Here is a 14,035-nt window from a genome sequence, read left to right on the forward strand (position 1 = left end):
TAGTTACAGGGCTGATAAAACGTTTCACGATGAATCGAAAGTGCTGGTTTTCGTGAAACGTTTCCACCCTATCAAGGTTGCGTGCGCTTCGACATCACCTCCGTGCCGGAGTTGATCCCGAAACGCTTTGCGCACACATGGACGCCAAACCAGCCCCGCGACGCCAATTTTCTCAGATGCGACGGAAGGTGAGGTAATGGGGTGTGCGCCCTTCGCGCAGCGCCTTCTGCTCATAACGCGTGGAGATCCAGTCACCCCAGGGCTTGCGCCAATCCTCCGGCCCCTCGGCCAGCCATTCGAACCCGGCCCTGGGCACCTCTTCCAAGGTCTGGCGCACATAGTCGGGAATGTCGGTGGCGACGCGGAACTCGGCACCCGGCTTCAGCACGCGGTGCAGCGGCTCCAGGTGTTCGGGCGTGACGAAGCGACGGCGGTGGTGGCGCTTCTTGGGCCAGGGATCGGGGTAGAGCAGGAAGGCTTTCGAGATGCTTTCATCCGGCAGCACGTCGAACATGTCGCGCGCATCGCCCGGGTGCACGGCCACATTGTCGACCTCGGCCTTGCGCAGCTTGCCCAGGAGCATGGCGACGCCGTTGATGAAGGGCTCGCAGCCGATGATGCCGACATCCCGGTTCTGGGCGGCCTGGTGCACCATGTGCTCGCCGCCGCCAAAGCCGACCTCCAGCCACACCGGCTTGTCGCCGAACAGACCGGGCAGGTCGATCGGGATGCGGTCGGGGTTTTCCTCCCAGCCCACCGCGCCGGGCGACAGCGCCGCCAGGTCCTCGTCCAGATAGGCCTGCTGGCTGTCACGCAGCCCCTTGGCCTTGAAGCGACCATAGAAATTGCGCCAGGGCGCGCCGGAGGGATGGTTTTTCGGGCGTTCGTCAGTCATGGCAGGGCCTATGCAATGCTGGGACGCGCGGGTCAATAGGCGGCGGCAGGCGGCGCGGGTTGATCAGGCGTTCTGTGCATTTCTGCGGAATGTCTGTCAAATCCTGATGAGTTCCCATTTTTACACACAAAAATATCTTGCCCTCAACGCCGTCGAACGAGGGCGCCCGAACAAACAGATCTCAGGACAAAGACACATGACCAACCTGCAAAACCTCGCCGCCCCGACCGGGCGCCTTCTGCTGGCCTTCATCTTCATCATGGCTGGCGCACAGAAGATCACCGGATATGTCGGCACCCAGGGCTACATGGAAATGATGGGCGTGCCCGGCGCGCTTCTGCCGCTTGTCATCCTTACCGAGCTGGGCGGTGGCATCGCCCTGGCGCTGGGATGGCAGAACTGCCTGACCGCCTTTGCGCTGGCGGGGTTCAGCCTGATCTCGGGCGTGCTGTTCCATGTCATCCCCTCCTTCGGCCTGGACGGCATGCAGGCACAGGGCGAGATGATCAATTTCATGAAGAACGTCAGCATCGCCGGCGGCATGTTGATGCTGGTCTCGCTGGGGGGCGGTGCCTACGCGCTGGACAACCTCAAGGCCCGGCGGCGGGGCGTCACGGCGGCAGCCTGAGCCGAGGCCCCGCGCAGGCGGGGGCGAGAGATAAAGCGAGGGGCGGCCAAATGGCCGCCCCTCTCAATTTGACAGTGCCCGAAACCGGTCAGACTGCTTTCTTCAGCGCCTCGACCAGGTCGGTGCGCTCCCAGGAGAAGCCGCCATCGGCCTCCGGCGCGCGACCGAAGTGGCCGTAGGCCGCGGTGCGCTGGAAGATCGGCTTGTTCATGCCCAGATGCTCACGAATGCCGCGCGGGGTCAGGTCCATGACGCTGTCGACGGCTTTCTCGATCTCGGCCTCATGCACCTGGCCGGTGCCGTGGGTGTCGACATAGATCGACAGCGGGCGCGAAACGCCAATGGCGTAGCTGAGCTGCAGCGTGCAACGCTCGGCCATGCCGGCGGCCACGACGTTCTTGGCCAGGTAGCGCGCGGCATAGGCTGCGGAACGGTCCACCTTGGTCGGATCCTTGCCCGAAAACGCCCCGCCGCCATGCGGTGCCGCGCCGCCATAGGTGTCGACGATGATCTTGCGCCCGGTCAGGCCCGCGTCGCCGTCCGGCCCGCCGATCACGAACTTGCCGGTCGGGTTCACGTGCCATTCAGTGCCGCCGTTGATCCAGCTGTCGGGCAGAATCTCGCGAATGTAAGGCTCGACGATGGCGCGCACGTCATCGCTGGACAGGCTCTCGTCCAGGTGTTGGGTCGACAGCACGATCGAGGTCGCTTCAACCGGTTTGCCGTTCTCGTAACGCAGGCTCAGCTGGCTCTTGGCATCCGGGCCCAGGGCGGATTCGATACCGTTCTTGCGGACCTCGGCCAGACGTTGCAGGATCGCGTGGCTGTACAGAATGGGCGCGGGCATCAGCGCCTCGGTCTCGGTGGTGGCGTAGCCGAACATGATACCCTGGTCGCCAGCGCCTTCGTCCTTGTTCTCGCCCCCGTCCACGCCCTGGGCGATATCGGCCGATTGCGCGTGCAGGAAGTTGTCCACGGTCATGTTGGCCCAGTGAAAGCCCTTCTGCTCGTACCCGATGTCCTTGACGCAGGCGCGCGCGATTTCCTCGACGCGCTGAATGACGCTGGCGGGTCCGCGGACCTCGCCGCCGATCACGACCCGATCGGTCGTGGCAAAGGTTTCACAGGCCACGCGCGCCTGGGGATCCTCAGCCAGGAAGGCGTCCAGCACCGCATCGGAAATGCGGTCGCAAACCTTGTCCGGGTGTCCCTCGGATACGCTCTCCGAAGTGAATACATAGTTCTGTCGTGTCATGTGAAGTGCTCCATTAACCATGCCCCGCCACGCCAGGAAGCCGTTGTGACGGGTGTGATCCGTTCGCGTTACATCCGCCCTGCGCCAGCGTCAATCACATTTCGTTGCCGCCGGAGGATGAACCCCAGACCGCCGCATAGCAGCAGCAGGATTAACGGCAGGTTACCCCAGCGCGAATAGATCGTTTCAGGCAGGGCCGCAGGCAGGGCTGCGTCAATATGACCAGCCCGTCCCAACCCCAAAGAGGCCAACACGCGCCCATCCGGCGCGATCACCGCGCTGATCCCGGTATTGGCGGCGCGCACGAAGGGCAGCCCCATCTCCACCGCGCGCATACGCGCCTGGGCCAGGTGCTGCTGCGGCCCCGAAAACGTGCCGAACCAGGCGTCATTGGTGATCTGCAGGATCCAGCCCGCCCGTTCGGAGACCGCGCGCAGGTCGCGGGCAAAGATCGCCTCATAACAGATCAGCGGCAGGGCCGTGCCTGCGTCGCCAAGGTCAAGAAGCCGCGCACCCGGGCCGGGCGAATAGCCATAGCCGCGCTGCGAGGCAAAGGCGGTGATGCCCACCGTCGCCAAGACATTGCCGCCGGGGATGTACTCGCCAAAGGGCACCAGATGCGCCTTGTCATAAACATCCTGCAGCGCACCATCCGCACCGATGACAGCCATGGAGTTGTAATAGCGACCCGCCTCGGCGCGCTGGATGCCCAGCACCACCGGGGCCTGCGCCGCCTCTGCAGCGCGGCGCAACACCGGATCAGCATGGCGCAGCAGATAGGGCAGCGCGGTTTCGGGCCAGATCACCAGATCGGGGCGCCGCTCCGCCGGGGCGGCGGAATACGCGATCTGCCGTTCGACAAATTCCAACGCGTGATCGGGATCCCACTTGAGGTGCTGGGCAGCATTGGGCTGCACCAGGCGCAGGACGATGTCGGTATTGCTCACCGGCACCTCACGCAGGCTGCCACCCAGCCAGGCCAAACCCAGCGCGGCGATGGCCAAACCAGCCGCCAGTCGTCGGGTTGCCAGCGCCATCGCAAGGCCGAAAGTCAGGAAGGTCAGCCCCGCCGCTCCGATAAAGGCCGCGCTCTGCGCAACCGGCGTGTCGATCCACACCAGGCCCGGCTCGCCCCAGGGAAAGCCGGTGAACAGCCAGCCGCGCAGCAGTTCCGCGGCGCTCATGAGGAAAGGCCAGGACCAGCGGCCGAACCGCGCGGACAGACCCGAAGCCACGCCCCAGAACAGCGCAAGCCCCCCCGCCATCAACACAATGGCAAAGGGCGCCATCCAGCCGTGGCGCCAGGGGTCTACAAAAAAGGGCTGCACGATCCAGATCAGCGTAAGCGCGAAATAGCCCGCCCCCAGCGCCCAGCCACGACCGGCAGCCATGCGCCAGCCTTCGGCGCGGCTGATCAGCCAAACGCCGACTGCCAGCCCCAGAACCGTCGCGGGCCACAGCCCGAACGGTGCCTGGCCCAGCGCCGCCGCGGCCCCGGCCAGCCCCGCCCAGAGCACGCCGCGCTCAGGCCTCAGGTTACCCTTCGGTCGCCACGCCACCGTGCAACCTTACGCGCAATCGCTTGATCCGACGCGGATCGGCATCGACCACCTCGAACTCCACACCTTCGGGATGGGGGATCATCTCGCCCCGCGCGGGCACGTGCCCGGACAGCAGGAAGACCAACCCGCCCAGGGTGTCGACCTCCTCGTCATCCTCATCCATCCCATGCAGGCGCATACCGATTTCGGCCTCGAACTCCTCCAGCGGCGCCTTGGCCTCGGCCAGGTAGCAGCCGGGTTTCTCGGCCACCCAGAGCGCACCTTCCTCAAGGTCGTGCTCATCCTCGATCTCACCAATGACCTGTTCGATCAGGTCCTCGATGGTCACCAGCCCGTCCACGCCGCCATATTCGTCGATCACCAAGGCCATGTGGATACGTTCTGCCTGCATCTTCTGCAGCAGAACCCCGATCGGCATGGAGGGCGGCACGTATTGCAACGGACGCAGCAACCCGCGCAGGTCATATTCGGCGCCGGAACCGTTGAACCCGTGGCCCAGCGCGAAATCCTTCAGGTGGACGAAGCCGCAGGGACTGTCCAAAGTGCCCTCGAACACCGGCAGACGGGTCAGGCCGCTGTCGCGAAACAGCTCCACCAACTCGTCCTTTTCGATCTCCACGGGGGCCGAAACAATCTCGGCCTTGGGCACCGCGACATCCTCGACCCGCATGCGTCGCAGGTTCATCATGCCCGGTGCGGGCGTCACATGGGCGGGCTCCGGCGCCTCCGGCACCTCCTCGCCCGCGTCCGAGGGGCTGAGCGCCCCGATGATCCGGCTGAAAAAGCCGTGCTGACTGTCGTCATCCTGAACCGGCGCGCCCCGCGCCGCCGCAGACGATCCCTCGATACTGTCGCCCATCTTTCCTTTCCACCGGCGCGGAATTGCGCCCACTAACCTTCATATGGGTTCGAAATCCCCAGATTGCCAAGGATTTCCACCTCCAAACCTTCCATCAACCCTGCATCTTTGTCGTTAATGTGGTCATAACCCAACAGATGCAGGGTGCCATGGACCAGCAAATGGGTCACATGGATGTCGAATGCCTTACCCTGTTCGGCGGCCTCCCGCGCACAGGTCTCGTAGGCAATTGCGATGTCCCCCAGCTCCAGCGGTTCCCCCGGAAAGTCGGGTTCGGCCCGTTCTGGCGCCTCCCCCGGCGCCTCTGCCCCGCGTTCCTCCGACGGCCAGGAGAGCACGTTGGTCGCCTTGCCCTTGTCACGAAATTCCCCATTCAACTCGGCAATGCGCGCATCGTCACAGGCCAGCAAGGACACGTCCCACTCCTCGCCATAGCCCAGGTGCGCCATCACGGCACCACAGGCCCGCGCGGCCAGAGCCTCCAGCCCGTCCCAGCGCGCATCTTCCAGAACCAGATCGACAGTCATGCTTTCATCTTTCCGGAAATATCCTGGGGGGTTTGGGGGGCTAGCCCCCCATTCCACCAATCAAGCGTGGCGCAGCCACACCGTCGGGTCACGCCTGTTTGGCGATATCCGCCGCGTCATAGGCCTCGATGATCCTGGCTACAAGCGGATGACGCACCACGTCCTTGGCGGTAAAGTAGTTGAAGGCAATCTGGTCGATACCCTTCAAGAGCCCCTCGGCATCGCGCAGACCGGATTGCACGCCGCGCGGCAGGTCGACCTGGCTGCGGTCGCCAGTAATGACCATGCGGCTCCCCTCGCCCAGACGGGTCAAGAACATCTTCATCTGCATCGTGGTCGCGTTCTGCGCCTCATCGAGCACCACAAAGGCGTTGGACAGGGTGCGCCCGCGCATGAAGGCGAGCGGCGCGATCTCGATGCGTTTTTCTTCAATGAGCTTCGCCACCTGCTTGCCCGGCAGGAAATCATTCAGCGCATCATACAGCGGCTGCATATAAGGATCGACCTTGTCCTTCATGTCACCGGGCAGATAGCCCAGCTTCTCACCGGCCTCCACGGCGGGGCGGCTGAGGATGATCCGGTCCACGTGGCCGCCGATGAACATGTTCACCCCCACGGCCACCGCCAGGTAGGTCTTGCCGGTGCCCGCCGGGCCGATGCCAAAGGCCAGCTCGTTCTTGAAAAGGCTCTGCACATAGGCCTTTTGCGCCTCGGTGCGCGGTTCGATCAGTTTCTTGCGCGTCTTGATCTCGACCCGACCGCCCTTGAACAGCTCCATCTGGTCGCCATCCCGCGCGCCGGTGTTCGCCTCGGATCCGCCCATGCGGATTTCGCCATCAATGTCGCCTGCCTCGATCACCTTGCCGGTTTCCAGCCGCTGGTAAAGTGCCTGCAGCACTGCCGCCGCCTGGCCGCGCGCCTCGCCTTCGCCGATCACGGCCAGCTGGTTGCCGCGGCGGATGATCTGGACCGAGAGCTGATGTTCGATCTGGGCAAGGTTGCGGTCGAACTCACCGCAAAGGTCGATCAGAAGCCGGTTGTCGGGAAACTCCATCAGGGTTTCATGCACATGTTCAGGTGGCGTATCCGATGTCGGCGGGGTCAGAGCGTCAATGCCCAAATCTTTCTCCGTTCCAGAGGGTGGTTTCATCCTGATGGTGCCAAGCCCACACGGGGTGCGCAAGCCCGCAAAACAAAACTTCACGGGATTGATACAAGAACGGCCGCCGGAAACCCCGGCGGCCGCTGTTCCTGGCGATATGTGAGCGGGTGGCCACTCAGCTGCCATTGTCCGGGACGTAATCGCGAATGCCGGGGTTGTCCGACTGGTAATCGCCCACCACCGTGCCCGGTGCGTGATTGTCATCGCAAACCGGCAGGCCCGATTTCGGATCGAACCGACGCCCAGCATAGCCTTCGACACCATCGTCGATCATCCAGCCCTGGCAGCCATCGGGATCATAGACGATCGCGGCCTGGCCGTCGGCGATATTGGCCGCGTCCCGGCCACGGTCCTGATTGGTGGCAATGACCGAGTTCGGGTTGCCATTATAGGCCTGCAGGCCCTGACCTTCGACACAGGCCGACAGGGTCAGGGAGGCACCGATCAGGGCAAAGGGAAGAATACGCTTCATCATTTGTCATCCCACGTGTAGCACACCACCTCGACGCGGCGGTTCTTCTGCATGTTGGCGGCGCTGTCATTGGGCGCGACCGGGCGGCGTTCGCCATAGCCGATCTCGCGCTCGACCACGGCGCCGACGGAACGGGCCACCTTGGCGACCGACCGCGCACGGCGCTGCGACAGGCGCATGTTGTATTCATCCGAGGCACGGCTGTCGGTATGGCCGTAGATGGCGTAGCCGAAGGCGCCGGCATTGCGGAAGAAATTCTCCAACCGCGCTTTGCCCGAAGCGGTCAGCCGGTGGCTGTCGGTCGCGAACAACGTATCGGTGTTTTCGGTCAGACAGACATTCTTTTCCAGGCAGACCGGGCGGCCGGTTTCCGGGTCAACGCGGTCCAGCATGTAGCCTTCCAGCCCGCCGTCAGCCCACCAATGCATGCAGCCATCATAGTCCACCCAGAGGCCCCAGTTCACAGTGCCCGCGGTCGGCGGAGGCGAACTCTGCGCCTGGGCCGGAGCCGCCAATCCCAGCGACAGGGCTGCAACAGCCATCGCGCCGGACATTACTTTGCCAATTCTCTTCACCACTATCCCCCATCTGATCTAATTCCCGGGGGCCATATGCCTCGGGTCAGCTTTGTCACGATGTGTGGACAACTTTAGCAAGTTTCGTGCGTATTGGAAGAAAGTTTTACCAGATATTGTGGCTAATTGGTTAACGATACCAAGGCGAAGCTGGTATTGTTTCCCCAAGCCGGAACAGTTTCCCCGAAATCTCATGAGGTTGAGGCGGCAGGGCGATTTCGCTCTCCGCAAGAGCCTACCGGGGCGGAATCGGCCCGACCGGACAGTCAGTCGACCAGCTCGCCGCCCAGCGAATTCGGCCCGCTTTCGGTGATGCGCACCCGGCGCAGGTCGCCCTTCTGCACGTTCGGGGCCTGCACGTAGACCGCATGCAGATGATCGGACTTGCCGACCATCTGACCGTCCAGTCGGCCCGGCTTTTCAAACAGCACACCGACCTCCTGGCCGACCATCGCATCCTGCACTGCACGCTGCTGCTCGGTGATCAGCGCCTGCAACTCGTAAAGCCGTTGACTGGCCACCGCGTCATCCACCTGCGCGCGTTCGGCGGCAGGCGTGCCGGGGCGGGTCGAGTATTTGAAGGAAAACGCCTGACCGTATTGCACCTCACGGATCAGGTCCATCGTGGCCTGGAAATCCGCATCGCTTTCTTCCGGGAAGCCAACGATGAAATCACCCGAGATCAGGATGTCGGGCCGGGCGGCCCGAATGCGTTCGATCAGGCGCAGATAGCTGTCAGCCGTATGTGAGCGGTTCATGCGTTTCAGGATGAAATCCGAGCCCGACTGCACCGGCAGATGCAGGTAGGGCATCAGTTTCTTGCAGTCGCCATGCGCCTCGATCAGCGCGTCGTCCATGTCGTTGGGGTGCGAGGTGGTGAAGCGGATACGCTCCAGCCCGTCGACATCATTCAGCGCCCAAATCAGTTTCGCCAGAGACCAATCCCCATCCGGGCCCTGGCCGTGGTAGCCATTCACGTTCTGGCCCAAGAGAGTAATCTCGCGCACGCCACGTTCGACCAGCTCGTTCGCTTCGCGCAGGATGCGTTCGACCGGGCGGCTGACCTCGGCACCGCGGGTATAGGGCACGACACAGAAGGCGCAGAACTTGTCGCAGCCCTCCTGCACGGTCAAAAACGCGGTCGGGTTGCGCTGCGGCAGCGGGCGTTTGGGCAGGTGCTCGAACTTGTCCTCTTCGGGAAAATCCGTATCCAGCGCCTTTTCGCCCTTCTTCACCTGCTCCATCATCGAGGGCAGGCGGTGATAGGTCTGCGGGCCGACCACCAGGTCGACCATGGGCTGACGGCGCATGATCTCTTCGCCCTCGGCCTGGGCCACGCAACCGGCAACGCCGATCTTCAGGTCCGGTTTCTCGGCTTTCAGCCCCTTGTAGCGGCCCAGTTCCGAATAGACCTTTTCGGCCGCCTTTTCGCGAATGTGGCAGGTGTTCAAGAGGATCATGTCCGCGTCATCGGGGCTGTCCGTCTGCTCATACCCGTCCGCGCCCAGCGCTTCGGCCATGCGTTCGCTGTCATAGACGTTCATCTGGCAGCCATAGGTACGGATGAAGAGTTTCTTCGGATCGGACATGTGACGGATTCCCGGCTTGGATCAGGCGGCGGTTCTACAGCAAGCCCCGCCTGTCTGCAATGTCTGCCGAACCGGTGTTACAGCCGCCTATTCGGCGGCCAGTACGCTGGCGGGGGTGGTGTCGAAGATCGCCACGCCCTGACGCAGCTCACCCGCCACCTGTTCGAGACGCCCGGCGGTTTCCTCGACGCGGGCGGAAATGCCGCTGACCTCACGCGCGGTGGCGGCCACGCCGGACAGCAGCTGCTCCAACGCGCCGACCGACCGGTGCTGACCGCCCGCCTCCTCGGCAATCGTGCCCAACGCCCGGGACAGCTCGCTGACGATCTCCACCAGCGCTTCGACCGAACCGTGCGCCGAGCGCGCCTGTTCGGCGCTCTCCGTCACCCGCGCGGCATTGGCGCCGGTCAGCTGGCGCACCTGGCTGGCGGCCTCGGTCACATGTTCGGCAAGCTTGCGCACTTCGCTGGCGACCACGGCGAAACCCGATCCGGCCTCGCCCGCGCGCGCGGCCTCGACCGAGGCGTTGAGCGATAGAAGCGAGGTCTGCATCGCGATGTCGTCGATCACCTGCATAAGCTTGGATATCTCGTCGAACCCATCGGCGACACCGGCGATGCTGTCCTGCATGGCCGACATGTCGCGCCGGGCGGCCGCTTCGACCTGCCCCGCCTCCTCGATCCGCGCGGACAGGCCGGAGGCACGGGTCATCGTCGCCTCCAATGTCTCGGACAGGGCGCGCATGTCGCCGTCGACCTTGCCCAGCCGCGCCGCCTGGGGTCCCGCGCCCGCCTGCATGTCGCGCGCGCGCTGTCCCAGTTCGACAGCAGAGGTCTGGAACTCCCCCGCCGCCGCCGCGATGTCGGATACCATATGGGCAAAGCGCCCCATGGACAGGTTCAGGCTCTCGCGCATTTCGGCGAATGCGCCGCCGCCCTCACCATCCACCCGCGCGGACAGATCGCCCGCGGCCAGGGCCCGCACCGCCTGCGAGCTTTCATCCACCACCTGTTCGACCACGGTGATGAAGGCATCCAGATGCTGCGCCACGGCGTCCAGCCGTGGATCCTCGAACCGGGTTTCGACCCTCGCGGACAGATCGCCATCCCCCGCCGCGCTGACCACTTGGCCGATCGACTGCGCAAGCCCGTCGATCAGAGCCTCGCGCGCCTCCTCCTGACGGGCGTTTTCAAGCGCAAGGTAAGCTTCGACCATCACTGCATTCTCGCAATTGAGTGCCAACAGAAAGGCCTGGGATTGCTCCGGCTGTAGCCCCAGATACCAAGAGCTGCGTCGCACAAGGCTTTCCATGATCGCCCCGTGATAGTCGCGGTAGAGCAGCGTCGCCTCGACCTGTGTCACCCCCTTGGCCGCCAACCCCGATACCTGGGCCTGACGATGAGCGACATAGGCCGCGTCCATCTCGCCGGTCAGCACCTTCTGCATCGCGGTCAATTCCCGCTCAAGCGCAGCATTGCGGATGTGATGGGGTTCTTCGCTCTCCACCCGGGCCAGGTGGTCACGGGCAATCTGTTTCAGATCACCCGCAACGATGGTGTACACGTCTTGCCCCGCGTCGCGCATGGGCTCATCCCAGGCCGCCAGGAAGTGTTGCAGTTCCATTGGTCCATACCTCGCAGGTCAGCTCCGTTGGCCTCACCATGCCAGAGCCTCCCTAAGCGGAAGTAAACGGTTCCCCGTCAGCTTGTGTAATGCGGGGCCTCGACATCCAGCCGCCGCCGGATCGCGTGCCATTCCAACGCGCCCTCGTAGCCGTACCAGTCGCTTGCCTCCATGTCGGCCAGGTGGCGGGCTTGCTCTGCCTCGGGAATGGTACGAATGGTCGCCCCGCCCGCCGCCGATTTCTGCACCTCCAGCTGCACCGCACAGGCCTGGTCGAGGTAGAAGGAGCGGAAGAAACACTCTCCCGCGGTGGAGCCGAAGACGAAAGCACCGTGCCAGGCTTCGACCACCGCCTTCTTGCCCCGGCCCGCCGCCAGCAGCCCCGCCAGAAAGTCGTCGGTGCATTCGAACTCGTAATCGGTGTAGCCCAGCACATCGCCGCCGCCGATCATCAGATAGGCCTGGCTGTACGGCCCAACCCCCTCGGCCTGGGCGCTGACGCCCATGATCGCCTTGGTGTGGATGTGCATGATCACGTGTTTGTCTGGCTCGGCCTCGAAGAAGAGCTTGCCGATTTCGGTCGCCGAGGGGTTCGGTTCGCCGTTCTCCGGGTTGTGGTTCACGCGGTCGAAGCCGACCTTGATCAGGTTGGAGGCCGTGACCTCCTCATGCATCCAGCCATAGTGGTGGGTGATCAGCGCCTCCTCGCCCGGCACGCGGATCGCATGCCACTGGTTGGTCAGGTCGGTCAGCCGGTATTTCACCAGCGCATTGTAGATCGCCGCCAGCTCGCAGCGGGCCTCCCATTCGGCGTCCGAGCAGTTCTCAGGCCGCCCGCCCTGGGGCGTCGGGGTCATGACAGTCATCGCGCGTCCTCCGTGTTGACCGGTTCAGGCTAGCGGGGGCACTTGGGCTGCTCTATCCTCGAACTGCCCGAATCCATCCCGTAACTTCCCATGCACGTGACTTTCCTGCTCATGCCCCGGTTTCAGATGCTGGCCTGGGTGCTGGCGACCGAGACCCTGCGCATCGCCAACAAATGCGCGGGGCGGGAGCTGTTTTCCTGGCAGACGCTCAGCGCCACACGTGGGCCGGTTGCAGCCTCGAACGGGGCCTTGGTCACGCCAGACGGGGATTGGGACGCGCCCGCCGACCTGACGCTGATCTGTGCGGGCTATGAACCGCTGGCCGCACTCACCCCGTCCCTGTCGGCCTGGCTGACCCGGCGGGCCCGCAGCGGCATGTTGGGCGGGCTGGACACCGGCACGATGGTACTGGCGCGGCTTGGCTTGCTGGCCGGGCACCGCGCGGTACTGCATGCGGAGGCCGAGGGGGCTTTTCGCGAGGCCTATCCGGAGATCGAGGTCAGCCCGGAGCTCTACTGCCTGGATGCAAAACGCCTGACCGCTGCGGGCGGCACGGCGACGGCGGATGCCATGCTGGCCTGGATCGAGGCCGTGACCTCCCCCGCCCTGGCCCGGGCCACCGCCGAGGCGATGGGCCATGGGCGCATCCGTCCCGGGGGCGAGCCACAGCGCGCCCGGACGCCCGCCGATCCTGTACTGGCGCGCATGCATGCGGTGATGGGGCAGAGCCTGGCCGAACCGCTGTCGCTGACCGAAATCGCCACGCGCTGCGGGGTCAGCCCGAAAGTCCTGCGCGCCCGCTGCCTGCGCCACCTGGGCTGCCTACCGCGCGACCATTACATGGCCCTGCGCCTGCGTCATGCGGACGAGCTGCTGACCAACACCACCCTGCCTGTGGGCCAGATCGCGCTCGCCTGCGGCTTTGCCACCCCGGCCAGCTTCGCCCGCGCCTACCTGGCCCGTCGGGGCCACAGCCCCTCGGCCGCGCGCCTGCCTTCCCCTTCCGCAAGCCACTTGCAAACCCCTTGAGTTTCATGGAATTTTAACCACGGGTCTGCCACAAAAAGCACGTTGGCAGAGGTGGGAGTGCACGCATGTATCATACCGGTCTGAAAGAGTTCCTGCGCGACGGCAAATCCGCCCTGGCCAAGGGTCCGGTTGCGATGATCTTTGCCGAGGACCTGGTCGAAGTCGACACGACCATTCGCCACCACCAGTTGGCGGGCTTTGCTCAGGTGCTGCTGTTTGCCCCCGATGAATTGAGCCTGCCCGTGGATCTGACCGACACGATCCACCGCATCCGTTACGACATGTCGCGCGAAAATGCTCTGCCCGACGCGGTCAACGCGATGATCGAGGCGGCCGAGGGGCTGTGGCTCTATTACTGCTACAACGCCGAATACCTGTTCCACCCGTTCTGCGAGACGCGGAATGTCAGCGAGATGCTGACCTTCCACACCGAAGAACGGCGCGACGCGGTGCTGACTTACGTGGTGGACCTCTATGCCGACGACCTGGACCGCTACCCGGACGCGGTGTCGCTGGAGAACGCCTGGCTGGACAAGTCCGGCTATTACGCGCTGGGGCGGCCGGATGAGAAAGGCCACCCGAAGGAACGCCAGCTCGATTTCTTCGGCGGGCTGCGCTGGCGGTTCGAGGAACACATCCCCAAACACCGCCGCAAGATCGACCGCATCTCGCTGTTTCGCGCCCGCAAAGGGCTGCGCCTTCGCCCGGACCACACGTTCAATGACGAAGAATACAACACCTATTCCTGCCCCTGGCACCACAATGTCACCACTGCCATCGTCAGCTTCCGTACCGCCAAGGCGCTGAAATCGAACGCTGGGTCGACCTTCGACATCCACACGTTCAAATGGCACAACTCGACCGAGTTCGACTGGTCCTCGCAGCAGCTCCTGGACCTGGGACTGATGGAACCGGGGCAGTGGTTCTGACCGGTTAGTCACTCGGCAAGCGCCGCCCCAACTAACCGGTTTACATCCCCGCCCTGGCCCCTAT

The 14,035-nt window shown here is 64.3% G+C and carries 14 protein-coding genes and 1 riboswitch; of the genes, 3 read left to right on the forward strand and 11 right to left on the reverse strand.

Annotated elements, in window-relative coordinates:
• Positions 1-172 precede the first annotated feature (172 nt).
• Positions 173-895: a tRNA (guanine(46)-N(7))-methyltransferase TrmB gene (trmB, locus tag ACO07D_RS03740; protein ID WP_421701613.1), complete on the reverse strand. Its 723-nt coding sequence runs from the start codon at positions 893-895 to the stop codon at positions 173-175.
• 196 nt (positions 896-1,091) lie between these two features.
• Between trmB and ACO07D_RS03745 the strand changes: the two genes are divergently transcribed.
• Positions 1,092-1,523, forward strand: coding sequence for a DoxX family protein (locus ACO07D_RS03745; protein ID WP_421701614.1), 432 nt, complete (start codon positions 1,092-1,094; stop codon positions 1,521-1,523).
• An 88-nt stretch (positions 1,524-1,611) separates the two neighbouring features.
• On the opposite strand, the gene metK is transcribed toward ACO07D_RS03745, so the two are convergent.
• The 10 genes from metK to ACO07D_RS03795 form a co-directional block, all read right to left on the reverse strand.
• Positions 1,612-2,778, reverse strand: a complete 1,167-nt coding sequence (gene metK, locus ACO07D_RS03750) for a methionine adenosyltransferase (protein ID WP_421701615.1) — start codon at positions 2,776-2,778, stop codon at positions 1,612-1,614.
• 6 nt (positions 2,779-2,784) lie between these two features.
• Positions 2,785-2,833, reverse strand: a riboswitch (SAM-SAH riboswitch).
• A 13-nt stretch (positions 2,834-2,846) separates the two neighbouring features.
• The gene (lnt, locus tag ACO07D_RS03755; protein ID WP_421701616.1) at positions 2,847-4,295 is read right to left on the reverse strand and encodes an apolipoprotein N-acyltransferase; all 1,449 of its coding nucleotides are present in this window, start codon (positions 4,293-4,295) and stop codon (positions 2,847-2,849) included.
• A gap of 19 nt (positions 4,296-4,314) precedes the next feature.
• Positions 4,315-5,199 (reverse strand): transporter associated domain-containing protein, encoded by an 885-nt coding sequence (locus tag ACO07D_RS03760; RefSeq protein ID WP_421701617.1) that lies wholly within the window; start codon positions 5,197-5,199, stop codon positions 4,315-4,317.
• 32 nt (positions 5,200-5,231) lie between these two features.
• A complete protein-coding gene (gene ybeY / locus ACO07D_RS03765; RefSeq protein WP_421701618.1) occupies positions 5,232-5,726 on the reverse strand; it encodes an rRNA maturation RNase YbeY in 495 nt (164 codons plus the stop codon).
• Between the two features lie 88 nt (positions 5,727-5,814).
• Positions 5,815-6,846: a PhoH family protein gene (locus tag ACO07D_RS03770; RefSeq protein ID WP_421701619.1), complete on the reverse strand. Its 1,032-nt coding sequence runs from the start codon at positions 6,844-6,846 to the stop codon at positions 5,815-5,817.
• A 157-nt stretch (positions 6,847-7,003) separates the two neighbouring features.
• Positions 7,004-7,360, reverse strand: a complete 357-nt coding sequence (locus tag ACO07D_RS03775; protein WP_421701620.1) for a hypothetical protein — start codon at positions 7,358-7,360, stop codon at positions 7,004-7,006.
• Positions 7,360-7,914 carry an OmpA family protein gene (locus tag ACO07D_RS03780; protein ID WP_421701621.1) on the reverse strand — a complete coding sequence of 185 codons (555 nt, stop codon included), beginning with the start codon at positions 7,912-7,914 and terminating at the stop codon, positions 7,360-7,362. The genes ACO07D_RS03775 and ACO07D_RS03780 overlap by 1 nt, the downstream gene beginning before the upstream one ends.
• Before the next feature lie 287 nt (positions 7,915-8,201).
• Entirely contained in the window at positions 8,202-9,524 is a 1,323-nt protein-coding gene (gene miaB / locus ACO07D_RS03785; RefSeq protein ID WP_421701622.1) for a tRNA (N6-isopentenyl adenosine(37)-C2)-methylthiotransferase MiaB, read from the reverse strand.
• Between the two features lie 87 nt (positions 9,525-9,611).
• Positions 9,612-11,147, reverse strand: a complete 1,536-nt coding sequence (locus ACO07D_RS03790; protein ID WP_421701623.1) for a methyl-accepting chemotaxis protein — start codon at positions 11,145-11,147, stop codon at positions 9,612-9,614.
• A gap of 77 nt (positions 11,148-11,224) precedes the next feature.
• A complete protein-coding gene (locus ACO07D_RS03795; protein ID WP_421701624.1) occupies positions 11,225-12,013 on the reverse strand; it encodes a class II aldolase/adducin family protein in 789 nt (262 codons plus the stop codon).
• Between the two features lie 90 nt (positions 12,014-12,103).
• On the opposite strand from ACO07D_RS03795, the gene ACO07D_RS03800 reads away from it, so the two are divergent.
• Both ACO07D_RS03800 and ACO07D_RS03805 read left to right on the forward strand, forming a co-directional pair.
• The gene (locus tag ACO07D_RS03800) at positions 12,104-13,042 is read left to right on the forward strand and encodes a GlxA family transcriptional regulator (RefSeq protein ID WP_421701625.1); all 939 of its coding nucleotides are present in this window, start codon (positions 12,104-12,106) and stop codon (positions 13,040-13,042) included.
• 65 nt (positions 13,043-13,107) lie between these two features.
• Positions 13,108-13,971, forward strand: coding sequence for a hypothetical protein (locus tag ACO07D_RS03805; RefSeq protein WP_421701626.1), 864 nt, complete (start codon positions 13,108-13,110; stop codon positions 13,969-13,971).
• Positions 13,972-14,035 lie beyond the last annotated feature (64 nt).

It is taken from the genome of Aliiroseovarius sp., assembly GCF_965228805.1.
GTDB lineage: Bacteria > Pseudomonadota > Alphaproteobacteria > Rhodobacterales > Rhodobacteraceae > JASBTN01.